The 23,930-nt window shown below is 67.8% G+C and carries 20 protein-coding genes and 1 pseudogene; 8 read left to right on the forward strand and 13 right to left on the reverse strand.

The window, feature by feature from the left end:
- Window positions 1-127: 127 nt before the first annotated feature.
- From OG371_RS04065 to OG371_RS04075, 3 genes are read left to right on the forward strand one after another with little or no spacing between them, the layout of a single operon-like run.
- Window positions 128-1,036: a radical SAM protein gene (locus OG371_RS04065; RefSeq protein WP_329065661.1), complete on the forward strand. Its 909-nt coding sequence runs from the start codon at window positions 128-130 to the stop codon at window positions 1,034-1,036.
- Complete coding sequence (locus OG371_RS04070) at window positions 1,033-1,467, forward strand: DUF6375 family protein (protein ID WP_329065663.1); 435 nt, start codon at window positions 1,033-1,035, stop codon at window positions 1,465-1,467. The genes OG371_RS04065 and OG371_RS04070 overlap by 4 nt, the downstream gene beginning before the upstream one ends.
- On the forward strand, window positions 1,454-5,440 hold the full coding sequence (locus OG371_RS04075) for an NACHT domain-containing protein (protein WP_329065665.1): 3,987 nt from the start codon (window positions 1,454-1,456) through the stop codon (window positions 5,438-5,440). The genes OG371_RS04070 and OG371_RS04075 overlap by 14 nt, the downstream gene beginning before the upstream one ends.
- Before the next feature lie 102 nt (window positions 5,441-5,542).
- Here OG371_RS04075 and OG371_RS04080 read toward each other — a convergent pair whose 3' ends face one another.
- A complete protein-coding gene (locus tag OG371_RS04080; RefSeq protein ID WP_329065667.1) occupies window positions 5,543-9,403 on the reverse strand; it encodes a hypothetical protein in 3,861 nt (1,286 codons plus the stop codon).
- Window positions 9,404-9,743: 340 nt separating this feature from the next.
- Complete coding sequence (locus OG371_RS04085; protein WP_329065669.1) at window positions 9,744-9,959, reverse strand: hypothetical protein; 216 nt, start codon at window positions 9,957-9,959, stop codon at window positions 9,744-9,746.
- A gap of 59 nt (window positions 9,960-10,018) precedes the next feature.
- Between OG371_RS04085 and OG371_RS04090 the strand changes: the two genes are divergently transcribed.
- The gene (locus tag OG371_RS04090; protein ID WP_329065670.1) at window positions 10,019-10,153 is read left to right on the forward strand and encodes a hypothetical protein; all 135 of its coding nucleotides are present in this window, start codon (window positions 10,019-10,021) and stop codon (window positions 10,151-10,153) included.
- A gap of 13 nt (window positions 10,154-10,166) precedes the next feature.
- On the opposite strand, the gene OG371_RS04095 is transcribed toward OG371_RS04090, so the two are convergent.
- The 10 genes and pseudogenes from OG371_RS04095 to OG371_RS04140 form a co-directional block, all read right to left on the reverse strand.
- The gene (locus OG371_RS04095; RefSeq protein ID WP_442876143.1) at window positions 10,167-10,799 is read right to left on the reverse strand and encodes a hypothetical protein; all 633 of its coding nucleotides are present in this window, start codon (window positions 10,797-10,799) and stop codon (window positions 10,167-10,169) included.
- A 214-nt stretch (window positions 10,800-11,013) separates the two neighbouring features.
- Window positions 11,014-11,412, reverse strand: a complete 399-nt coding sequence (locus OG371_RS04100; protein WP_329065674.1) for a tyrosine-type recombinase/integrase — start codon at window positions 11,410-11,412, stop codon at window positions 11,014-11,016.
- 89 nt (window positions 11,413-11,501) lie between these two features.
- Window positions 11,502-11,777 carry an integrase core domain-containing protein gene (locus OG371_RS04105; protein ID WP_329065676.1) on the reverse strand — a complete coding sequence of 92 codons (276 nt, stop codon included), beginning with the start codon at window positions 11,775-11,777 and terminating at the stop codon, window positions 11,502-11,504.
- Window positions 11,767-12,546, reverse strand: coding sequence for a hypothetical protein (locus tag OG371_RS04110; protein ID WP_329065678.1), 780 nt, complete (start codon window positions 12,544-12,546; stop codon window positions 11,767-11,769). Before OG371_RS04110 ends, OG371_RS04105 begins: the two co-directional genes overlap by 11 nt.
- A gap of 13 nt (window positions 12,547-12,559) precedes the next feature.
- Window positions 12,560-13,177, reverse strand: a pseudogene (locus tag OG371_RS04115) (FAD-dependent monooxygenase); the annotation flags it as partial.
- Window positions 13,178-14,453: 1,276 nt separating this feature from the next.
- On the reverse strand, window positions 14,454-15,746 hold the full coding sequence (locus OG371_RS04120) for an ArsB/NhaD family transporter (RefSeq protein ID WP_329065680.1): 1,293 nt from the start codon (window positions 15,744-15,746) through the stop codon (window positions 14,454-14,456).
- A 16-nt stretch (window positions 15,747-15,762) separates the two neighbouring features.
- On the reverse strand, window positions 15,763-16,203 hold the full coding sequence (locus tag OG371_RS04125) for a CBS domain-containing protein (protein WP_329065682.1): 441 nt from the start codon (window positions 16,201-16,203) through the stop codon (window positions 15,763-15,765).
- Between the two features lie 39 nt (window positions 16,204-16,242).
- Window positions 16,243-17,469, reverse strand: a complete 1,227-nt coding sequence (locus OG371_RS04130; RefSeq protein ID WP_329065684.1) for a cation:proton antiporter — start codon at window positions 17,467-17,469, stop codon at window positions 16,243-16,245.
- Window positions 17,470-17,706: 237 nt separating this feature from the next.
- Entirely contained in the window at window positions 17,707-19,095 is a 1,389-nt protein-coding gene (locus OG371_RS04135) for an IS1380 family transposase (RefSeq protein WP_329062161.1), read from the reverse strand.
- A 240-nt stretch (window positions 19,096-19,335) separates the two neighbouring features.
- The gene (locus tag OG371_RS04140; protein WP_329065685.1) at window positions 19,336-19,818 is read right to left on the reverse strand and encodes a nitroreductase family deazaflavin-dependent oxidoreductase; all 483 of its coding nucleotides are present in this window, start codon (window positions 19,816-19,818) and stop codon (window positions 19,336-19,338) included.
- Window positions 19,819-19,927: 109 nt separating this feature from the next.
- On the opposite strand from OG371_RS04140, the gene OG371_RS04145 reads away from it, so the two are divergent.
- Together OG371_RS04145 and OG371_RS04150 are read left to right on the forward strand one after the other, a co-directional pair.
- A complete protein-coding gene (locus tag OG371_RS04145; RefSeq protein WP_329065688.1) occupies window positions 19,928-20,419 on the forward strand; it encodes a MarR family winged helix-turn-helix transcriptional regulator in 492 nt (163 codons plus the stop codon).
- Window positions 20,420-20,561: 142 nt separating this feature from the next.
- Window positions 20,562-21,239 carry a winged helix-turn-helix transcriptional regulator gene (locus OG371_RS04150; RefSeq protein WP_329065690.1) on the forward strand — a complete coding sequence of 226 codons (678 nt, stop codon included), beginning with the start codon at window positions 20,562-20,564 and terminating at the stop codon, window positions 21,237-21,239.
- Here the strand turns inward: OG371_RS04150 and OG371_RS04155 are convergent.
- On the reverse strand, window positions 21,154-21,489 hold the full coding sequence (locus tag OG371_RS04155; protein ID WP_329065692.1) for a hypothetical protein: 336 nt from the start codon (window positions 21,487-21,489) through the stop codon (window positions 21,154-21,156). The two genes, OG371_RS04150 and OG371_RS04155, sit on opposite strands and share 86 nt — an antisense overlap.
- 183 nt (window positions 21,490-21,672) lie before the next feature.
- On the opposite strand from OG371_RS04155, the gene OG371_RS04160 reads away from it, so the two are divergent.
- Window positions 21,673-22,353 (forward strand): response regulator transcription factor, encoded by a 681-nt coding sequence (locus OG371_RS04160; protein WP_329072906.1) that lies wholly within the window; start codon window positions 21,673-21,675, stop codon window positions 22,351-22,353.
- A complete protein-coding gene (locus OG371_RS04165) occupies window positions 22,350-23,732 on the forward strand; it encodes a sensor histidine kinase (protein WP_329065694.1) in 1,383 nt (460 codons plus the stop codon). Before OG371_RS04160 ends, OG371_RS04165 begins: the two co-directional genes overlap by 4 nt.
- Window positions 23,733-23,930 lie beyond the last annotated feature (198 nt).

Here is a 23,930-nt window from a genome sequence, read left to right on the forward strand (position 1 = left end):
ACCACGGCAATACTAGAACATATGTTCGCAACGGCCGAAACCCATTCCGCGGGCAGCAGGCAACGATGGCGGCCAGCCAAGCTCGACGGGTGCGTCGGACAAGCGGCTGGCTGGTGACGGTGGCATTATGCCGTCGGTGAGGTGCAAGATTCGCCTGTCCGCAGCTGGTGTTCACCTATTCGACCGCGTCTCCGGAACGAACGTGCTGCTCGACGAGGTATCTGTCCCCTCTGATCAGTTCTCCCGCGCTCCGCGGTACCTGTCCGTCGCGCTGACCAACGCCTGCGAACTGCGCTGCACCTACTGCTACGCGCCCAAGCACGCCGCCGCGCTCGACAGAGAGCGTGTTGTCGCGTGGGCGGTCGAACTCGATGCTGCCGGGTGCCTCGGTGTCGGCTTCGGAGGAGGCGAACCGACCGCGTACCGAAGGTTCACGCAGCTGTGTTCGGACATAGCCCAGTCCACGTCTATGGCGGTGACCTTCACAACCCATGGGCACCGGCTCACACCCGCACTCGTCGAATCCTTGCGCGGGGCCGTGCACTTCGTCCGCCTGTCAGTCGACGGAGTCGGAGCCACCTACGAACGACTCCGCAGCCGACCGTTCGCGGCCGTGGTCCAGGCGGCGGCGTTGCTCGGCTCCCTTGCCCCGTTCGGCATCAACGCCGTCATCAATGCCGACACGGTCGGTGAACTAGATGACCTCGCCGAGTTCGCCGACACGGTCGGAGCGTCGGAACTCCTGCTTCTGCCGGAGCAGCCGACCGCAGCAACTCCCGGTATCAGTGACACCGACGCTCAACGCCTCGTCGAATGGGCCGCGACCACCACAAACGGCGTTCGGCTCGCGGTCTCCCGTACCGGCCTCGAAGCCGCGCTGCCCACAGCGGAGGCCATCCCAGGCGAGCGCCCCCTCGAAGCGCACATGCACGTCGACGCGACCGGCGTCCTGCGCCCTCACGCCTACGCGCCCACCGGATTGTCAGTCGGAAATTCCATCATGGAAGCCGTACAGGCGTTGAGGGAGGCACGATGAGGATCTGGAACGGCTACGGCTCGGAGCACTCGATGGACCTGGTCTTGATCGGCCGATTTCAGACAGTCACCGGTGCGAAAGCAGCGGAAGAGCGCATGGAGGCTCTGAAGGCTCTTGCCGAGGACACATGGTCCGATGACGACTGGCGGAACCCTGGCGAGCGCATGCCTCGCGAACTCGGCAAAGCACTCGCCGACATGAAGTTGTACGACATGGGGAGGTACGACGTCGACATCTTCGCCCTTGACCACACCGTCACCCGCACCGGAGAGACGGTCCGGATCTGGACCGACGAGTCTGACGTCCAGGGATTCCTGAAGGCGCTTCTCCACTACGGCGCGAAAGTCGAGATCTTCTCCCGTCACCAATGGGACGAGGACACGATTACTCGGTCGGATGCAAGCACTGGGAGCGACAGTGGATCTGACTGAGCTGGAACGTCTGCCCGGCGCCGCCGACCGGAACTTCGAAGCGCTCACTCGGGCCATCGTGTCCCGCCGCTACGGCGCGCTGGGCACGATGCGGGAGCGTCGGAACCAGCCGGGCGTCGAGTTCTACCTGCGTGTAGACCATGGCGGTGTCCTGGGTGAACCTGGCAGGGTATGGGGTTGGTCGTGCAAGTGGTTCATCCTCAACAGCAAGAATGAGCTCAGCACAGGACAACGCAAGCAGATCGAGGAATCGCTCTCCAAGGCGATCAAGCACGTCGCCGGCCTGACCGACTTCGTGCTTTGCCTTCCACAGCGGCCCGCCAAGGGGGACGAGGAGTGGATCGACGGACTCAGCCAGCCGGGCGTCAGAGTCAGACTCTGGTCCACCGAGAACTACGACGAGCAACTCGCGGGACACGACGAGCTCCGCTCCACCTTCTTCGGTGAACTCGCCCTCACCACGGACGTACTGGCTCAAGCCCACAAGCGATCTGTTGCACCCATCGAGGCACGGTGGATGCCACGGCTGCATACCTCCCACCACGTGGAACATCGCATCGACCGGGCCTCGCTGCGCCCCGTGTCGTTCGAGTGGTTGCAGCAGCGCACTGACGACATCGCAGTCCGGATCCAGGCACTGCGCGCAGCCATCGACGGCCTCGACACCACCTTCCGCCAAGGCACCGTAGAGATTGCTGACGACCTGGACCGATTCGTCCACGACCTGCGGGAGATCCTTGACGCCGGAAGGTGCCTCCGGCCCTGGGAGGTCCGCGAGCGCCTCGCCGAACAGGGGCCGCCCGCAACCTCTCCCCGAACGCTGCGGCGCCTGGTGCTCGAACTGAGGAAGCGTCGCCTGCCCGAGGCGCTGCTGGTCACCGGTCTCGGCGCGGAGATCCGCGACATCGTCCAGTGGCTGCGCAATACACGAGCGGACACTGAAGCCCCCCTGCTCGCCGTCATCGCCGCCGCGGGACAGGGCAAGACGCACCTTGCCGCGCAGATGACCTCACCGAACGACCAGCCCACGGCAGGAGTCTTCATCCAGGGCGGGAACCTGCGCGCTGGCGGAACCCTGAACGACCTCGCGCGAAAGATCCCCGGACTCAAGGTCGACTACTTCGGGGACCTGCTGGAAGCTCTCAACTCAGCCGGTAACCGCGCCGGCTGCCGGATTCCGTTGATCATCGACGGCCTGAACGAGGCCGAACGGCCCTCGGAGTGGAGGACTCTGCTCGCTGGATTGGCACCTGCCCTAGGCGCCTACCCTCACGTGGCGGTGATCGTCACCCTCCGCGAAGTGCGCGCCGACCTGGCCCTCCCGAAGGACACGGTGCGCCTGGAACTGGAGTGGCAGCGCGCGGAAGTCGACGACATCCTCCGCGTCTACTTCCGTCACTACCTGATCAACCCGGCCGGCGCCTGGCTACCGATGGGAGAGCTCCACAACCCGCTCTTCGTCCGCATGTACTGCGAGGCCGCAAATCACGACCGCCGAGAGCCGGTGGGTGTGGAGGCGCTGCCTCAGTCCCTCATCGGCGTCTTCGAGTTGTATCGCGAGGGCGTGGTCGAGCGGCTGGCCCAGGATCCGGCTCGCATCCCGGTGCCGGCCGACCAGATTAAGCGCCGCCTCACGGCTCTGGCGAGACACATGTGGACGGACAACGTCCGCCGGCTTCCGTTCGACGAAGCGCGAAGAATCCTTGACGTCGACCAGCCGAACTGGGACGAAAGCCTGCTCCGGCGTCTCGTAGAGGAGGGAGTGATCTTCCGCGAGGAGGTCAGAGGTTCCGACGACACTGAGTGCGGCTTCGTTTTTGACCGCCTCGCTGGATACTTGATCGCCGACGCGATCCTGGAGCGTATTACCCCCGCGGACGTCAACGAGAAGCTCGCGGAAGAATCTCTCTGGCAGTTCCTCCTGGGGGACCAAGTGCACCCCCTCGGCGACGACATCCTCATTGGCCTCATCTCTCTGGTGCCACGCCGCTTCACCCGGCACCACCTGTGGCGCGTCGCCCCGGATGAGCACCGTTCGTTTGTGCTCGCTCAGGAACTCACCACCGAGTCGGACTTTCTCGACAACGAGACCGTCGACGCGCTTGCAAACGCGCTCGTTACCGCACGCCCCGGCGAGAGGAAGGGCCGACCAGCATTCGGCCGTCTGTGGGAGATCCGCAGCTCGGCCCCGCACCGCCTGAATGCTGTATTTCTCGACCGTGTCCTGCGTCAGCTGCCCCTTCCCAAACGTGACCTGCGATGGAGCGAATGGGCTCGGAACCAGGCTTCAGACCGCCTAACGGCAGATGTGGAACTAGCGATCGACAGGTGGTCCGGAAGCAGCGACCGCGCCGAGAGCGACGACCTGGACGCACTGGCCATTGCTTGGCTGCTGACTTCCACGGACACGAGCATGCGGGACCTGGCGACGAAAGCCCTGCAGCGCTACGGTCGGCCAGAACCCAAGCGGCTGTTCGACCTGGCCACCCGGATGCTCGATATCGACGACCCGTATGTCATCGAACGGGTCGTCGGCGCAGCGTTCGGCGCCGTCAGCGCCCATCAGATGCCCGACCCCGGCGGGCCGCTCGAAAGCGCGTTGCGGGGCTGGCTGGTGCAGCTGCGCGATCGCTTCCTCGACGGGACCACACCCACGTCGCACGAGCAACTGCGCGGCCACATCCGGGCCACCTACGAGTTCGCCGGCACCCTCCATCCCGCTGCCGTCCCGGATCAGGTCGACGCCTTCGCGCTGACGTTCGCCGCCGCAGCGGCGGCCGAGGTGATGGAGGACGACGACCCCAATGCCGAGGAGTGCGACCGTACTTTCGGCATGGACTTCGAAAACTACATCATCGGGGGTGCCATCAACGGCAGGGGCAACTACGACTTCGACCACCCCGAGTATCGCCAGGCCCGCGCCGAGGTCATGGGCCGCGTTTGGGAGCTTGGCTGGCGCCGTGAGGATTTCGGCAGCGTTGACGAGTCCATTGCCGCGGACGCCGAGCGGCGCTACGGATCCAAAAGGAAGGTTGAGCGGTACGGTAAGAAGTACGGTTGGATCGCCTACCACGAGATGGTCGGCCGCCTCGTGGATGTCGGTCGCGCACCGGCCTCCTTCGGTGAAGCAGAACGCTTGATGCCCGACATCGACCCGACCTTCCCCGACGAGCCCCCGGTAGCACCCATGCCCCTTCCGCTGTGGGCGCCCGTGGAGCCCACTAACGACCAGACCTGGCTCACCTCAGGGACGGTGGCCGTCTCCGACCAGCTGTGGTCACCCGAGGAGATCCACGGAGTGGACGGCGGCTGGCTTCTGGTCGAGGGATATCTGGACCACCGCCGCGATGGACGGGAGGTGTTCGGGTTCTTCCGAACCCTCGTGCTGGAGCAGGAGGACGCTGAACCCGCCCAACAGCTCGCCAGTGAGCAACAGTATCTCGGGAACGACTTCTTCCCTCGGCTGCCGATGGTCCGCGACGTGCTGGCCGCTGAGATGCCGTGGAGCCCCCGGTTCGAGCTGACCTTCGACGACAATGCCCCGGGCGCCTTCTCGCGCCGCGCTCTGTGCCGCGACTGGCAGGACGACGGCATCAGGTTCGACCAGGTCGCCGTGGATTTCACCCCCGACAGCACTTCGGAGGTCGGGCTCGGCGGGGGCTACGACGTGCCGTCGTTCGAGTTCGCCGCCCGATTCGGACTACGCCAGTTGCCCGGCACCGTGGACCTCGTGAGCCTGGACGGCCGACGTGCCTCCGCCACCTTCCGTGCGGACAAACCCTGGCGCGGCCATCTGCTCTTTCTGCGCCGCGATCTTGTCGAGGACTTCGCCGATGATCGCCGGATTATGCAGGTGGCTTGGGGCGAGCGTCAGGTGGCCACCGATTGGAACTCTGTTCCTTCCTGGATGCGCGCGGCGTACCGCAGCTACGCCCATGTATGGCGGAACATCCGAATGCTTGGATCGGATTAGCGCTGCGAAGTGAGCCATCCGGAGGTCCGGATAATCAGACGTACACTCACCGTCGGTTATCGAAGAACTGCCTTCTACAGACAGAACCGGGCGTGGTTCGGCCTACAGATCATAAGTTGAGGTCAAAGGGTCGGGGTCTGAATCCTTGCCCAGCACCGCAGCCAGTCGGTCAAGCACAGTAGAGGCTACCCTCGGATGAGCGATGAAGGCTGCGGGCTCAACCCAGCGTGTGACAAGCAGTGGAACGACGCGCCACGGAAGATCGTCTTCTACCCCACAGGCTTTGGCTGCTTGTCGGGCGTGCTCGCCGATCACATCAGCCTTTGACAGCAGTTTGGCAACGTGCCCGTCGCCTTTAACGAAGCTCCTGATGTGCCGGAACAGCGCAGGTGGCGAGTATGCTGCTTGCGGATCCTTGATCTCGCACACCCACAGACGGCAATGTTCGACGTCGGCCACCAACAGGTCGATTTCGCCGGCCTGCGCCGGGATGCCCGCCCTCACCGCATCTCCCTGGGTGAAACGAAATCGGCGAGGTAGTCCGAGGTTGTTGACGACCGACGAAACTTCGTCCTCCAGTTCGTTGTTCTGCTGTTGTCGTCGGCGCTGCATGAGGTTGAGCAGGTGTTGGGGTAATGCGCGCAGGGGAGGAAGGCGACTGTCCATCAGGTACGTGACGTACGCGGTGAGGCCTGCATGGGCGATCCAGGGACCAATCAACACCACGCCGTTGACCATGGGCAGGGGCCGAAGCGGCAATCGATCAGGTCGATCTTCCAGGTCAGCGACCTGCTCAGCGCTCAAGGGTTCCAGAGTCTCGCGGTCAAGTGTCAGCGTTTCGAGAGCGGCGTTCACTTCGGTATCGGGTAGCCGACTCCAGGCCGTTGCGTCGGCCACCAACGCTCCCGGCTCTACTCGGGCCAGCCCGTCGTTACCGACAGGCCAGGCTTGCGCCGTGTGCAAGACGGCTCGGATGGCGTCCAGGCCGGTGCCCGTCGCGCCACGCAACCCATCGTCGGCTTGACGGAGGATCTCGTCGGCGACGTCATGAAAAGGTGCGAACGGCTGCGGCGATCGCTCTGTCACGTATATGGGCATCCGCTGTCTGTCTCCCGGCTCGGCGGCCGGGCTTGCGGCACGCGCCAGGAAAACCTGCTGGTCACGGCGAGCGCGTGAGTACGCGTCGTGATCGAAGCCCTGGCTGGCGAGGTCGGCGTCGGCATCATTCGGTTCGTCGGTGAAGGCGAATACTCCGTCGGCGATGAGAACCGCGAAGTCCGAGAGATGCTGGTCGGCAGTGCGGATGCGCGTCGCCGTACTCAGCACGAGATCAGCCAGCGCTACAAGGTCAGCGACATCGAGGACGTCTGCGTCTCGATCCCCACCTGGGGGGTAGGCCAGGACGTACTCGAACAGGACCTCGAGCGGACGCGTCGCCGCCGCGCCTTCCTCGGCTGCGAGCGCGTGCTCGATCCAGTTGTCTGCGAACGGGCCGGCGAGCGAGCGGGCGATAGTGGCCTGCTCCACGAATCGCGTTGCATAGGCGGCATTGAGCCGGCGTAGAACCTCATCCACAAGGCTCGGACGGTAGGTACGGGCGCGAGCGACGAGAGCGTCTTCCAGCGCCTGCAACAGGTGCTCACGGCACACCTGGACAGCGGATTCGCCGGTGTAGCTACCGGACGGTATGCCGCGCTGACGCACGGTCCGTGCCACAGCCTCGATTGCCCGCATCCTCATGTGAGGACCGCGTGGCAGCGCATCCGGCTCAGGCAGGGCCGGAGTATCGGACTCGACGAATGCCACAGTCGTTACTGGCGGGCAGGAATCCCACGCAGCGGAAAACTCCTCGCGGGAGAGGCCGGGTACGTCGCCGCGGGCTTGCCGCAACCGTGCTACGGCCTCGTACAGTGCAAAGCCGAGTGCACTGTGCCCCTCCAGGCCGTCGCCCTGAAACAGTGACATCGCCTCCGGGACAATGCCGATCTCGATGACTGCACGATCCGCAGACATCCCGACGCGATACGGAACGCCTGCGATTTCTTGATCGTGCACCGATGCCGCTTCGGGCAGCAGACGAAGTGCCAGGCTGAGCGGAACGCGGTCACCTAAGTTCAGGTGCGACGAGATTGCCGCGGCGCGACCTACCGTGACACGTACCCCGTCGGCGAATCCGAACAGCGCATCCGGGCTCATGCCAAGTTGCTCGGCCTCGCCGAGGAATGCGTAGATCACGATGCCCGGATCTCGGCGTACCAACAAGGCGATGCCGTCTCCGCGATCGAACAGGTCTGCCTCATCGCCGTCCTGGCTCAGTCGCGCGACCGGCCACCCGACGGAGGCAGGTACGGCCGCGTCGGACAAGAGCTGCTCAATCGGTTCCCAAGCCGCGGCTCGCGCCCACGGCAGATCGTCGGGTTGGTCGTACCGCTCCTCCCAGACGCCATCGAAGTCAACGGGTGGGACGAGGTAGCCGCGGCGTCGCCACACCGACCACGCATCCAGGACGTCATCCAGGAAGAGCGGCGTCTCTGAATCTGGCCGATAGAGATCGTCCAGGAAGCAGGCGAGCAGAATCTGATCACCCTGGGCGTCCGCAAGGATCTCGACAAGTTCCTCGACGTGCAGCCGGACCGTATCGGTGATCTGTTGAGCGGCGAGCACGGCCGGCCCGCCGTAGATCACGAGCCGCACAGGCGGCCGAACCTTCTCAGGTCGATCTGCAGATTCCCGTGCCCAGCGGTAGTCCGCCCAATCCAAGGCGAGCCCCAGATCCCCCGAGCCCAGGCCGCTCACGATCACCGTCGCGTGCCGCGGTCCCTGCACCACTTCTGGATCCAGCAGCCGACCGCGAACCTGCTCGGTGCGTCGCCGCGCCTCACCCCGGACGACGGCGGATACCGGTTCGTCTGGAGGCATCACCCACCGGGCCTCGATCGATGAGGCGGCATCATCGACCGCCTCCTCGGTCAACTCCACTGCCGTGTGACCCATAAGTACCCGAACAACCCGCCGCTGAACGACCGCGTTAAGCCGATGATGGGACAACGCCGACTCCGCCGCCTGATCGGCCAACTCCCGGGTCGCCGCCGCCAACGTAGCCATGGTCAGCGCTGCTGGCACAAACACGCTTCGGGAGCCACCGTCGACCACCAGAGTCGGCCCCAATGCCGGCTCAGTCGGCCGAGACGCCACTTTGATCGCGGATGCAGGGCGGGTCAACCACGTCAACGCCGCCGCCGCCCGCGCTGGGTAGCGACACTCCGTAACCAACTCCTCCGGACCAACAGCCATCCCGTCCCGCACGACCGCGATTTCCGCCTCGCTGACGACCGGCTCGGCCGCTTCCCAGAAAGCAGGCCCGTCAGGCCGCGCCCCGGGCCACGCAGGGGCGAGAGCCGAGACCAGCTTGTCGGAGTGCCCGAGGACCACTTCCATCACATCGGCCAACCCGAACCCTCGAACCGGCACCAACACGGGATCTATCACCGCTGCGGTCATCGACACTGACCGGAGAAACACCTGTGGATGAACGTGGTCACCTGGATGCACCCGCAGCCGGCGACCAGCGATCTCATGTCGAACGATCGACCGCGCGTCCACCGCCGCGAAGTAGCCGTTGGAGACCCGATCAGGCGCCGCCCGAACTGCCTGCTCCACAAGGCCGACGAGATCGGACGATGTCGCCTCTACGCTGCCGCGGGGTGGTAGACGAACGGCACGCGCCCACAACAGCAGCAGCTGCCTCTCCCACAAACGACAGACCGGAGAGTCGATGGCTGCACCCAACAGCGCCAACACGGACTCGGCTTCGTAGTTCGCCAGAACACGATCAATCAGACGCCAACGTACGCCGCCACCCCGCGGTACCACGCCCGTGCGCCTGCCGGATTGCCCTCGTCGCGCCGCCCCCTCGACCATTTGACCGTCCCATTTAGATCTCGCTGCGTTCTGGCTGGACATCCTAGGCCGTTGGCCCCGCCCCAGCATGTTCTCCGGCCGACTGGGAACGACCCGGCCGGACGCTCAGAACACGTGGGGCGGCGGTTCCGCCAGACAGAATGACAGGGGCGCCGGCCAGATAGATCATGCGACGTCTGCTTGTGACCGGTCGAGGGCTCAACACCTGACAATTGGGCGGTCGGGTGTTGTCCTGCGCGCCCGAGGCCATGGCCGCGTGGAACCCGTTCCGCAAGGAAGGACGGCGCCGCTGAGAACGGCGCAGACGAGCACCAGAACTCCAGTATCCTAGACGGCTATGGAAGCTGAGAGGTTCCCTTCGCCGCCTTTCCCTGCTCCGGACTCACCCGTTCTGGGCATGATCATCGAAGGTGCCCTGGCGGCCTACGAGTCGGGCGAAGCGGACGTCCGGGTCGCCGTAACGCATGCAGCGGTGCATGCCTGGTACGAAGGCCACCTCCAAGGCGAGGACGCTTGCCCAGGATGCAACTTCCGAGGTGACTTGCCCAAGCAGCACTGGAAAGGCGCGGACAACCGCGACGACTTCGCTGGCCAGCATTGGAACAGGGAACCGCCCCAGTAATGACGTGAGACCGTGCCCTCAGGACATGGCTACGGGTGACGCTGGCCGCGTTGCAGTTCGACGACGTTCAAAACCCCGCCGACCTGACCGGGTTGTGGCCGCCGCACTCAGCAACCGGCCAGACGGTGGTGACCACTCGCTGCCGTGACGCCGCGCTGGCGGACGTCTGAGTAACCATCAATGTCATGCGGAAATACTCCGCTCGGCACGCACCAGCCTCACGAGCGTTCGCGACCGCTCCGCGCCTACCCCCAACGCCTTCCTGAGGTTCTCAGCAGAGACCGGACGCTGGTGACGCTCACGATGCCGTTGATCCTCCTGCCGCGCCCGCTCCAGCAACTCGTCATCTACGCTCGCATCCCCTGGCTCTTCCGCAGAAGTGCCGTCAGAGTCGCCGGTGTGCGGCTGCGCCATCCTGGTCGACCCCCCAGCTGCTTGTACATCGGCCAGCGCCTGCAGCAGAACCGGCCCAACCTCCGCCCAGCCGATCAGCAGCAACGGACCCACCGCATCGAACAATGCCTTTCCCACTTCGCCGACGATCAAGGGCTCGGCAACGTTCAACGCCAAGGTCACCACGCTCGACGCCAGCAACAGGCGGCGAGCCGGCCGGATCACGACATCAGGGGCACCCCGCAACGACAGATACCGAATCGCGATCAGCAACCCGACCACGGACAGGTCCACCGCAGGCGCCACCAACGGCGCAACCCACACCGGCACCCCCAGCCGAAGAGCCAAAGTGAACACGTTCCCGAAACCGAAGAGGAAAGTCAGACCCACGATGATCCCCACGATCAGCGTGACCGCCGACAGCACCGGATCGCGACCCTCGCTCGGGCTCCTCACGACAACCGGCCTCCCGCCGAGCCCTTACCGGAACCCGCGCCCAACCTGCACGAATACCTCGACAGAATCCGGCACGGACGTGCCCGAGAAGTGCCCGAGAGGTCGCGCACACGATGACAGGGACCGGTATCGTCTGACACATGTGATGGCCCGCGACCAGTCGAAAAGGTCTTGTTCGTCATCACTCGACACCATCCGACAGCGAGAGCAGCGAACTCTTAACCAGCGGGTTCGGGGTTCGAGTCCCTGATGGCGCACCCTCACTCCCCAGGTCACTTAAAACCGTGGCCTGGGGTTTTGTGTTTTCTGGAAGGCTTTCTTCCGCTTTGTGACTGTCCACAATGGTCGGTGACGCGCCCGAGACGAGCCCGAGCCGTCGCGTAGCCGTCCGCGGGATGATCTTGGCTGTAGCCTCGGCTGCGGCGAGAGCGACTTCGGGCAGCACGGTGGTATAGGTGTCGGCGGTCACGGTGATCGACGAGTGCCGGAGCATGTTCTGCACCGTCTTCATGTCCGCACCAGCCGCGAGTGCCAACGTCGCCGCACCATGGCGAAGGTCATGCAACCGGATCGGCGGCAACCCTGTGGGTGCCGAAAATTACATCCACGCATGTCAAACGGCATGTCTGTACTCATGGAGGACTCCGCCGAGTCGGTCCTGCCGGCGTATCACGAGGCGTTCGATCCGGTCAGGTTCAAGGGCCTGAGGCCGGGCTCGCAGGGGTGCCGCGGCGGCCAGTGCCGGTGGGTTCGATGCTGGTTGTAGTGCCGCTCGTACTCGCCAAGCGCATGCCGGAGGTGAGTCTCGTTCCAGATCAACGTGCGGTCCAGCAGTTCCGCGCGCAGCGTCTTCACCCAGCGTTCCATGATCGCATTCATCCGAGGCATCCGGACACCGCTTAGCACAGTGGCGATCTTGGCGTCGCGGAGGATCTCATCGATCAACGCGGGGTACTTGGCGTCGCGGTCGCGGATGAGGAACCTGAACTTGGGCGACGTTTCCTGCGTCCGCCAGGTCCATCAACAAGTTGCGGACAGCCTGCGTCACCCAGGCATGGGTGGGGTGCGCGGTGGTACCGAGAACGCGGACTCGCCGGCCAGCGTGGTGGATGGCAGCGAGGATGTACTGCCGCTGCCCGGTAAGGGTGACAGTCTCGATGAAATCCATCGCCAGGATCGCCTCAGCCTGGGACCGCAGAAAGTCAGCCCACCTGACGGTCGTCCGTTGCGTGGCCGGATCGACACCGTTGACCTTGAGGATTTCCCACACAGTCGAGGCAGCGATCTTGATACCGAGCAGGACGAGTTCGCCGTGGATGCGTCGGTAGCCCCACGAGGGGTTCTCGGCCGCCATACGGAGGACGAGGCGACGGATCGAGGCGAGAGTACGCGGACGCCCAGGCCCTCGATTCGCGCTCACGCGGGCATGACGGTGTTTCACCAGATCGCGATGCCACCGCAGCACCGTGTCCGGACTGACCACAAGCCGAAGCCGACGCAACACCCCGCGCGACAGAGGCACCAGCAACATCGAGAGGAACATCCTGTCCTCAGGCCGAAGTCGCGGGCGCTGGTCACCCTGCTGTCGTTGCAAGATGGTCAGTTGGTGGCGCAGGGCAAGGATCTCCACGTCCCTCTCGCGGTCGGTCATCGACAGTAGCCGCAGCACGGCGAACACATGGACAACGGCGAGATAGATGAAGCGAACCAGCACAAGACGCGATCATGCCGGATCGCGAGCGGTCACCCACCGACGGCGATTGACCTGCACGGACGCATTTGTCGGCACGCACAAGCCAGGCCAGGCGCAGGACGGCTCGCCGGATCCACAGCTGTGCCGTGCTGCTGGGCAGGAACCAGCGTGCGCCTCGCCGCGCGACTTCCTGTTTCTCGGTGACGACCGGGCGGACCAGCCGTTCGTATTCGGTGAACGCGGCTTCGGGGGTTTCCGCCGCAGCCAGCTGCTCACCGAGCACATAGGCGCCCATGATGCCCAGCGCGGCCCCCTGCCCTGCCAAAAGCGAGACGGCGTAGCAGGAGTCGCCGACCAGCACGACCCGACCGCGGCTCCAGCGCGGCATGACGACCTGGGCGACTTGGTCGTAGTAGATCGATTCCGGCGGCGGACAGTGCGTCAATGCGCGCGGTACCAGCCAGCCCAGCGTCCCGTATGTCTTCTGTAGCTCGGCCCGCGGATCATCGGGCAGAGTGGGATCGGCTGCCCGGTGCACCGCGAACGCGGCGGTGTGGAATCCGAGGTACCGCACAAACCGGGTCTCGTCGCCGAACACGAGCCGGCGGACCGTGGAGTGGACGCCGTCCGCGCCGACCAGCAGGTCGGCCTGGCCCGATGCTCCAAGACAAAGGACACGTGCAGGCGCTTGAGGGTGACAGTCTCGACCTGGAAGAAGTTAATCGCAAGGATCGCACTGGCCTGGGCTTGCAGGAACGCGCGCCAGGCCGGACCGTCGTCCGCGTCGGCGAGGGCGGGATGCCGTAGCTTCGCGGCGTCGTCCGGATGGTGGGGCGGCAGCCCGGTGCCCCAGACGTGGGCATCCGGGCGGTCGAGGCTGACGCCACTTGGCCGCGACCAGGCGCCGATGCCAGCACAGCACCGTGCCCACGGCGACCAGCCGACGGGCGCGGAGGTCCTTGGACAGCAGCCGAATCAATGCCGCGAAGAATGCGCGGCATACAGCTAGCCCAGTTCAGGCGCGGCTTGGGATTGGTCCGGCGCAAGACCGCGGCCTCATGGCGCAGCACAAGACTCGATCATCCCGAATCGAGCGCAGCCGACCGCACCGGCCCAGGTCAGACCTCGTATCAGAGTTGTTGAAGAGCGCGGGCCATCGACTGATCGGATGCGCCGAGCACAATCATCGCCGCGGGCGTCGACTCCGCGAGCAGCCCCTCGGACGAAGCACGACCTCGGGTGTCAGCTCCGGCGCGACCTCGGCCGAAGCGGCCCGGGCCCGCTTCGAGCGATACGCTGCCCCGCGCACCGACTATCCACACATCGGTGGGAACTTCGACGGACTCTACGAGCTGGTCAGGTCCGCCGCCGGACTACCCATCCGAGCGGGCGTCCCAGCCGAGTAACGCACCGAACGCCCCCAACGGCGCGCGGATCACGACCCCGGTGGGTGCCCCCCGCCCGGCGAACCGGCGCCGACCACGACTTCGCCGCCGGCCGCCGGCCGCGGGGAAGTTCCTGGCCGTGCTGCGGACCGTCACCGGGTTCGTGGTCCGGTGGGCGTCCCTCGACAAGCTTTTCGGTCTGGGCTACGCGACCGCTGCGAAGGGCGCCTGGATCAGCGGCGGCTCACCGCCACGAGCTTCCGGCCCCGCAGCCACCGCGTGTCCAGGAAGGGCAAAGGGCCGTTGCCGTTGTCCGCCACTGGGTTTCGCCGCGCTCGCCGCTGCCCGGCTCTCGGCGGGGCGCTCTTGACGGGCTTCGCCGTCGGTGTGCTGACCGTTGAAGATTTACGGTCTCGCCATCATCGCCGGCGGCGGCAGATCCGGATGATCAGTGCCGCCAGCACGAAGGCCGCGATCAGGGCAACCGCGACGAGCAGGTGATTCATGGACGCTCCGTTCCGGGTGTGGGGTTCCGCGGCTTCGTCAGCTGAACAGGAAGTACCGCAGCCAGAGGTACGGCGCCGCGACCACCACCGTGATCACGGTGACGATCGCGCCCTTGCGAGTGAACTCCCAGAACGAGATCGGCGAACCGGACCGGGCCGCGATGCCGAGCATCACCACGTTGGCGCTGGCGCCGACCGCGGTCATATTGCCGCCGAAGTCGGCGCCGAGGGCCAGGGACCACCAGAGCGCTTCGGAATGCGACGGGTCCGGGATGTCGTTGGTGAGCGCCAGGACCAGCGGGCTCATTGTCGCCACGTAGGGGATGTTGTCGATGACCCCCGACAGCAGTGCGGAAACCCCGAGGATCAGGAAGACCGCCAGCAGGGCGTTGCCGCCGGTCGCGTCCGCGGCCAGGCGCGCCAGGCTGTCGATCACACCGGTCTTGACCAGCGCCCCGATCATGATGAACAGGCCCGCGAAGAACAGCAGCGTCTCCCACTCCACCCCGGCGAGGTAGTGCTTCGGCTGGGTTCCCGACACGAGCACGAGCACCCCGGCGCCGAGCAGCGCGACCACCGAGGGATCGAGGTGGACCACCGAGTGCAGCACGAACCCGGCGAACACCAGGGCCAGCACGAGCCCGGACTTGAGCAGCAGCTTCGGCTGCCCGATCGCCTCGCGCTCGTTGAGCGCCATCACGTCGGCGACCCGCTCGGGGTCCACGGCGAAGGAGCCGCGGAACAGCCGGGGCAGTACCAGGACGAGGACCACCAGTTCGATCGCCACGATCGGGGTGAGGTTGAGCAGGAAGTCGTTGAACGTCAGCCCGGCGCGGCTGCCGATGATGATGTTCGGCGGATCGCCGATCAACGTCGCCGTGCCGCCGATGTTCGACGCCAGCACCTCGGCGATGAGGAACGGGGCGGGCTTGATGTCGAGCCGGTCGCAGACCAGCAGGGTCACCGGGGCGATCAGCAGCACGGTCGTGACGTTGTCGAGGAACGCCGACGCGACCGCGGTGATGAGCACCAGCAGGATCATGATCCGGACCGGGGAGCCCTTGGCCCGTTTGGCGGCCCAGATCGCGACGAACTCGAACACCCCGGTCCGGCGCAGGATCCCGACGATGATCATCATCCCGAGCAGCAGGAAGATCACGTTCCAGTCGACGCCGGTGTCCTCGGAGAAGAACGCGTCGGCCGAGCCGCTGACCCCGGTGGCCAGCACCACGCCCGCGCCGGCCAGGGCCGCGGTCATCTTCGGGATCTTCTCGGTCGCGATGAAGACGTAGGCGACCACGAACACGGTGACCGCGATGATCGTGCTCATCGCGCCACCGCCCGGGTCAGCGCAGGGCGAGCTCCAGCAGCCGGGAGGCCGAGACCACGCCGAGCAGCGTCCGTCCCGCCATCACCGCGACGAGCGGGCAGCGCAGCCGTGCCATCATCGCGGCCACCTCCACGACCGTGTCGTCCGCGTTCACCCGCGGCAGCTCCGCGGGCTCGGCCGGCAGCAGCTCCCGGACCTTCCGACCGCCGAGCTTGTCCGCGATCCGGTCCGCCATCGACTCGTTCAGCACCCCGGCCAGCGACGGGTCGTCCCGCACGTACGAGGGCACCAGGAACTGCACGACCTCCGACGCCGGCAGGACCGATTGCGGGCAGCCGTCCGCGTCGGTCACCACCAGACCGGGCAACCGCCGCTCCGCCAGCAGGCGGGCGGCAGCCAGTGCGTCGGAGTCGAGGTCGACGACCGGGTACTCCTCGGCCATCTCGGCAGCGTGCATCCGTCCAGGCTACGGCGAACCGGGCCCTTCCGCCGGGACTCATCCGCTGCTCCTGTCGTTTTCCTGATGGTCGCCCGCGTGCGCGGGACGGCCGGTGGGCAGGTTGTCGGGCGGTTCGACGCGCAGCATCTTCGCGATCGGCACGTCGGTCGAGGAGTGCAGCACGATCGACAGCGCGATCGTCACCGCGACCAGGTCGAACACCAGCTCGCTGTCGGCGATGCCGGACTGGAGCGCGAGCAGGCCGTAGACCACCGAGGCGAAGCCCTTCGGGCCGAACCACGCGGCGGTCGCGCGCTCTCGTCCGGACATCGGCGTGCGCAGCAGCGACAGCAGCATCGCGGCCGGGCGCACCAGCGCGATCGCCAGCACGGCCAGTACCCAGCCCCCGGCGCTGAGGTGGGAAAGCCGGTCCGGGGTGATCAGCGCGCCGAAGACCAGCAGGGCGGCGAACTTCGTGATCTCCGAGAGGAGGTCCCCCAGCGGCTCGAAGTGTTCCGCGGCGGTCTTGTCCAGTGTGGCCAATGTGGAGCCGGCGGCGAAGGCGGCCAGGTAGGGGTTCGCGTGGGTGAGGTGACAGCCCGCGTAGAGGATCACCGCGACGGCCAGCGGCCCCAAGGCCTGCAGCCGGGGCTCGGCGGTCAGCACCCTGAGCCGCCAGGCGAGGCTGACCAGCGCCGGCACCGCGCTACCGAGGACCAGCCCCAGCACCAGCTCGATACCCACGGTGCCGAGGTCGGACGAGGTGTGGGTCGCGGTCGCCAGGAAGATCAGCACGAACGGCAGCGCCAGCCCGTCGTTCAGGCCCGACTCGACGTTCAGCAGCCGCCGTAGCCGCAGGGGCACATCGTCCCGGCCGACGATCGCGGCGGCGAACACCGGGTCCGTCGGCGAAAGGATCGCCCCGAGCAGAAGTGACGTCGGCCAGTCCAGCCCGACCAGGAAGTGCGCCGGTACCGCGATACCGACCATCGTCAACGGCATGCCGAGCCCCAGCGCCCGGCCGGACAACCGCCAATTCTCCCGCAGCGCCGGCAGGTTCGCGCGCTGCCCGTCGGTGAACAGCACCGTGAACAGCGCGATGTCGGCCAGCGAGGTGACCAGCGGGTCACGCGGCGCGATATGGATCAGCCCGAAGCCGCCCCCACCGAGCAGCGCGCCCGCCACCAGGAACAGCAAAGCGGTGGACAGCACGGTGCGCGCGGCGACACCGGAGAGCGACACGCTGACCAGCAACACCACACCGAATGCGAGGACGAGCGCCATCCGACTCCCTGGGGTCGACCGGTCCGCTCGTCACCCGGCCGGGCACGAGCAGGCCGACCAGACTTCCCGGCACTCCACGCGTAAAGACCTGGATCCACCGATGAGTTTGTTGGTGATCTTGGTGTGGGTTGGTGATCTTGGGTTGGGGTGTGGGCGTGCTGGGTCGTGCTGGCTGGTCCAGCGCGTCCACGTGTGGTTTCCGGTCAGGCCCTGTTTTCGGGGTGGGGCGGGTGGGGTTCAGGCTGGGTGTGGTGGTGGGTGGGTGCTGGTGAACAGGGTGGTGAAGGGGGCTGCCCAGGGCCAGTTGCGGGGCAGGTGCAGCACGATCTGGCCGGAGGGGGTGCGGGTGATGTGGGAGGCGAGGTGGATGAGGTGGCGGCGGATGGTGCCGGTTCTGGCTTTGGCGTGGAAGGTGGAGGCGAGGTGGCCTGCGGCGCGCAGGAGGTTGTGGGTGAGGGCGGAGAGGGTGAGCCAGGCGGCGTTGGCAGCGAAGCGGCCGGAGGGGAAGTGGGCGAGGGCGGCGTCGGACAGGTCGGCGAAGACCTGCTCGATGGCCCCGGCGCGGGCGCGGTGGTGGGCCTCGATGGCCGCCGGGCCGGCGGGATAGTTGGTGAAGATGGCCTGGTAGCGCCAGGCGGTGAACAGTCCCGGCGCCTCTTCTGGGGTGTGGGCGGGGGTGCGGCGCACGACCAGGTCGGCGGTGATCCGTTGTCCGCGCTGGGTGGTGGGATTCGTGAACGCGGTGTAGCGGGTGAGGGCGATCTCGGCGGTGTGGATCCGTGTCCCGGTCTCGCCGTCGTGGACCGGTTGGTCGTAGGTGATGGTTGTCCAGGCGGTCTCGGGGATCGCGGCGATCGCGGCGCGGATCGGTTGGCGTTGCGGCGCGGTGACGCTGAACCAGTGCCCGGCGTCGGTGACGGTCTTGATGACTTTCCCGACGTAGAACCCGGAATCCATGCGCACCCACAGTTTCTGTCCTGTCCCCAGGGCGTGGGCCGCGGTGGTCAGGTTCTGCCGCAGGAACGACGCCGCGCCGCGGCGGGTGTCGGCGTTGCCGCCGCGCAACCGGGTGCCGGTGATCACCGGCGCGCTCCGGTCCCGGCCGCCGGAGAGGGTGGCGGCGAGGAAGTTCAGCCCGCGGACCTTGGTATAGCCGAACGCCGCGCCTTCTTTGCTCCGCCCGAACACCTGGCTGATCTTGGAGTCCAGATCGAGGAACACCGGCCGCCCGGCCGCCTCCGGCACCGGCAGCACACCCGGGGCCAGCTCACCGAGACGGGCCAGGACCTGCCCGGCCGTTCTCTCCAGCTGCGCCACGTGCCCGATCGTGAAATGCCGCAGGAACGTGCCCAGCGTCGACGGCGCCCGGATCCCGCCGAACAGGGCCGGTAACCCGCCGTGGCGCAGCACATCCAGATCGTCGATCGAGTCCGCGCCGGCGACCATGCCCGCCACGATCGAGGCGATCTTCGCCCCCGCGTTCGACCCTTTCGTGCCACCCAGGGTCAGCAGCTCGTCGGCCACATCCGCCAGCCCGGCGTGCTCGGCCAGCCGCATCACCGGAACCACACCAGCCTGCGACACGAGATCCGGATCATCACAGCGCACCGACAACGCGCCAGCCATATGAGACGATCGCATCAGCAGATGCCCTCCCACTCGTGGACTCTTGTTCCGTCGCAAGAACAATCATCCCAAGTCAGAGGGCATCTGCGCATCCACGACACGACCCACCACCAAGATCATCGGTGGATCCAGGTAAAGATGACGCAAAGACGAGCACAGGGCAAACCGGGGCACCGCTCACCCGTCCCGGGATCCGCGGCTCACTCGCGTCGCCTCGGCCAACCGGGTGAAGGAACGCGGCTATCCCGCCGCGGCCGGAGCGAACGCCACCGCGTGGGCCGCCGCAGCCACCTCGGGCCAGCGTGGATCGTCCGCGGCGGCCGGGAAGCCCAGGCGCGGCGCGATCTGCGCCCAGGCCCGCGGGTGGGCGAGCTGGTACTCCCGCAGCACCGCCACCGTTTCCGCCGGTGCCAGCAGGCGCTGCCGAGGGCGCGGCCACCGCCGGGGACCGAGCCGGACCTCCAGGGCGGGCTCCGCCTGGAGGTTGCGGTACCACTGAGGCGTCCCGCCCCAGGCGGCCACCACCACGGCCTCGGGCCCGTCGGCCCGGAACCGGACGACCTCCACCACGACCTCGCGCCGCAGCCCGCTCGACCGGCCACGATGCGCCAGGTACAGCAGCCGGTGGCCGAACAGCCCGCCGAGCCCGGCGCGGTAGAACCAGATCGGCGCGCGCAACAGCGTCCGCACCAGACCGGTCGGCGCTCGATCCGTCAGGGCCATGCCCATACCCCCACTCTGCCGGTTGCCAGGCAAGACTCTTGCCCAAGACAACAGTTTGCCGGTCAGGCCTCGCCAGCGGCAAGTGGCGCGGGTGCGGCACACTGGAACCATGCCTCGCCCCACGACCACCGCGACCGGCACCGACGTCGACGCGGTCACCGACGCCGTGCTCACCGCGTCGCGGCTGCTGGTGGCCGTCTCCGCGCGCTCCATCGCCGCCGCGGGAGACCTGGTCACCCTCCCGCAGTTCCGGCTTCTGGTCGTCCTGCACTCACGCGGGCCGCTCAAGCACGCCGCGCTGGCCGAACTGCTGGGCGTCAACCCCTCCACCGCCAGCCGCATGGTCGACCGCTTGGTCACCGTCGACCTGGTCGCCCGGCAGGACAGCCCCTCTTCCCGCCGCGAAATCGTCATCGAGTTGACCGGTGAAGGCGCCCGTGTCGTCCGCCTGGTCACCAGTCGACGCCGGCGCGAAATCGCCAAGATCGTCGCGAAGATGCCCGAACACGCGCGCCACGGCCTGGTCGAGGTGCTCACTGCCTTCGCCGAAGCGGGCGGCGAACCACCCGCCGGCACCGCCGCCGAAGCGATCTGGGCCTGAGCAATCGTCAGGTAAGCGTCAGGTGCAGCCGTGCTGTGCCCGGCGAGAATGACGGCGTGGACAGCGAGCCCTCCCCTCAAGATCCAGCCGGCCGGATCTGCCCCGAAGCCATCGATGAGCGGCTGGGCCACCAGGAGGCGAGGTGACGCGATACGCCCAGCACTGCCCGGTGACCGGCGCGGCCGAGGTCCTCGAGCAACCGTGGACCCTGCTGATCATCCGGGAGCTCCTGCACGGCGGCACCACACCGCCGGAGCTGGCCGACGGCCTGCCCGGCCTGTCCCGTGGCCTGCTGGTCAAACGCCTCCGGCAGCTGGCCGATCTGGGACTGGTCACACTCTCGCGCTCTGGCGACACGCTTCGGCACTGCACGTTGACCGAGGCGGGCAGGGCGCTCGACACCGTGGTCGAAGCGCTCGGCCGCTGGGGCCGGCGCCGGCTGCCGCCGCCCCGGCCCGATGACCTCGACCCCGGCTTCCTGCTCTACGACATCGCTCGTGGCATCGACCTGGCCCAGTTGCCCGCGGCACCGGTCAGCGTCCACTTCCGGTTCGGCGAGACCCCGGGGCAGCGCTGGTGGTGGCTGGCGCTCTCGGCGGAGGCCGCCACCGTCACCGCCGAGGACCCCCGGCTCCCGATCGCCGCCCAGGTCGAATGCACACCCTCCGCGCTCGCCTCCGCCTGGCTCGGGCGCACCAGCTGGCTGGACGCGGTCAGGGACCGCACGATCCGCTTCACCGGTAGTCGTGACGCCGTCCGTTCGGCGGTCGCGTGGCTCGGGACGAGCCGTTACTGCGAGCCCGCGGCGCCACCCTGGTGAGCCCGGTGCCGTCCCGGACCGGGCGGGGGCGTGGGCGCGGGCCGACCGGCCAGGGACGGGCGGTCGGCGGCTCCGGCCGGTTCACCCAGGAATCGAAGAGCAGCACCACTCCGGCGGCCACCACGCACACCGCCCCCAAGGCCACCGCGCCCATGACGGCCAGCAGCGCGGCCACCAGCAGCATCGGCAGGACCGCCAGCCAGCAGTACGGGTCCAGCCGGCCGAAGTACCTCCGCTCAGTACCCGGCATGACGGCTCCTGTGCATCATTATTGCATTATGCAACATTTCGCCGATACATCAATTGTGGGTTTCGTCATGGGGCGCCAGCCGATCGCGGAGCCGGGCACCGTCCCTCTGCTACGGTTGGGACCGGTGTGCCGGGAAGTCTGGTCGGCGTCGTGACGACCGACGGCCAGGAGGGACCGGGTTCGATGAGCGTGCGGGTGCTGCTGGTCGAAGACGACACGATGATCAGCGAAGCGCTCGCGCTCGCCCTCGCCGACGAAGGCTTCGAGGTGACTGTCGCCGGCTCCGGCGAGGAGGCGCTCGGCAGCCCGGGCGTGCTGACCGTGGATGTGGTCCTGCTCGACCTGATGCTGCCGGGCATCGACGGCCTCACGGTGTGTCGCACGCTGCGCGAGCGCGGCGACCTGCCGGTCATCGTGATCACCGCTCGCACCGACAGCCAGGACGTGATCGCCGGGCTGGAGGCGGGTGCGGACGACTACGTGACCAAGCCCCTTGTCGCGGGCGAGCTGGCCGCCCGGGTCCGTGCGCTGCTCCGCCGAGCCGCACCCCCGCGGCCGTCGAGCCTCACCGTCGGCGACCTGGTGCTGCGGCCGGACGACGAGAGCACCGACCGGCGCGGCGAGCCGGTCCACCTGACCCGCACCGAGTTCCGGCTGCTCGCCGAACTGGCGGCCGCGGACGGACAGGTCGTCACGCGTGAGCAGCTGCTGCACCGGGTCTGGGGGCACGACTACTTCGGGGACACCAGATTACTGGACGTCCACATCAGACGGTTGCGGCGCAAGGTCGAGCCCGACCCCGACGCGCCCAGCGTGGTGCTGACCGTACGGGGCATCGGCTACCGGGTCGGGCCCCCGGCGTGAACCGCGGGCCGCTGCCCCGCCTCTCCCTGCGCTGGCGGGTGAGCGCGGTGTTCGGGCTGGGCCTGGTGCTCGTGATCAGCACGCTGGCCGTCGCGACCTGGAACCTCGCCACCGGGTACATGCTCGGCCAGCGCGAACAGAGTGCGGCACGGCAGGCCGAGGTCAACGTCCGGCTGGTGGACGCCGCGATCGGCGCCCACTCCGACAGCCTCGACGAACTGCTGACCGGGCTGGCGACCGGCCCGGACTCCACCATCCTGCTGTCCCGGCCTGAAGGCTGGCTGACCACCGGCCGGCAGATCGGCCCCGAGGCGGTGCCGCCCGACCTGCTCAAGCAGGCCCGGGAGGGCCGGCCCGCCCGGCAGCGTTTCAGCGCAGGCGGGATCCCCGTGCTCGGTGTGGCCCTGCCCATTTCCGCCGAGAACGGGCTCTACGTGGAGCTGTACCCGCTGCTGGAGCTCGACCGGACCTTCCGCTACCTCAGTACCGTGCTGATCGCCGGGACCGTGGCGTGCGGCCTGTTCGGCGCCGGGCTCGGCGCATGGTCGGCTCGGCGCGCGCTCCGCCCACTGACCGCGCTCACCGAGGCAGCTTCACGGGTCGCGCGCGGCGACCTCGCCGCCCGGCTGCCCGAACAGGCGGACCCGGAGCTGGCGCCGCTGGCGACGAGCTTCAACGCCACAGCCGATGCCCTCGAACAACGGGTACGCCGCGACGCGCAGTTCACCACGGACGTCAGCCACGAACTGCGCTCCCCGCTCACCACGATGACCACCGTCGCCGAGGTCCTCGAACGCCGCAGCGCGTCGATGCCCGTCCCGGCGCAGAAAGCGCTGCGGCTGCGGCTGCTGCTGGCCGAACTGCACCGGTTCCGGCGCATGGTCCTCGACCTGCTCGAGATCTCCTCCGCCGACCAGCAGGACCCTGGACAGGCCCCGGAACTGGTCGACGCCGGGGCCCTGGCCCGCAACGTCGTCGCCAGCCGACCCGGTCCCGCTCCCGAGGTGGAAACCGGGCCCGGGCCGCTGCTCGTCGCCGGCGACCGGCGCCGGCTCGACCGGGTGCTGGCAAACCTGCTCGACAACGCGCAGCACTACGGCGGCGGCGCGGTCCGGGTCGCCGTCCTCGGTCACGGGGGCGTCGTCCGGCTGGAGGTGGACGACGCCGGGGAGGGAGTGCCCGAGGCCTTGCGCGAGCGCGTCTTCGAGCGCTTCGCCCGGGGTGTGCACTCCGGGCGGCGCGGACCGGATTCCGGCAGCGGCCTCGGCCTGGCCATCGTCGCCGACCACGTCCGCCGCCACCACGGCCGGGTACGCGTGGAAGATCGTCCGGGCGGGGGCGCGCGGTTCGTGGTCGAGCTTCCGGAGGCACGCGGATGAGGCGGCCGACCGCCGCGGCGCTGGCCGCGGTGATGACCGTGGGCGTCACCGCCTGCGGCGTCACGACCGAGAACGAGCCCGAGCTCATCACGACACCCTCCCCGGTCTCCACTCCCACGATGAGCCGGCGGCCCGAGCCGTCTCCGGCGGTGGCCCCGGACCGAACGTCAGGCAGTCGTCAGGTGCGGCAAGGCTGCC

The organism is Amycolatopsis sp. NBC_01480 (genome assembly GCF_036227205.1).
In the GTDB taxonomy this organism is placed as follows: Bacteria; Actinomycetota; Actinomycetes; order Mycobacteriales; family Pseudonocardiaceae; genus Amycolatopsis.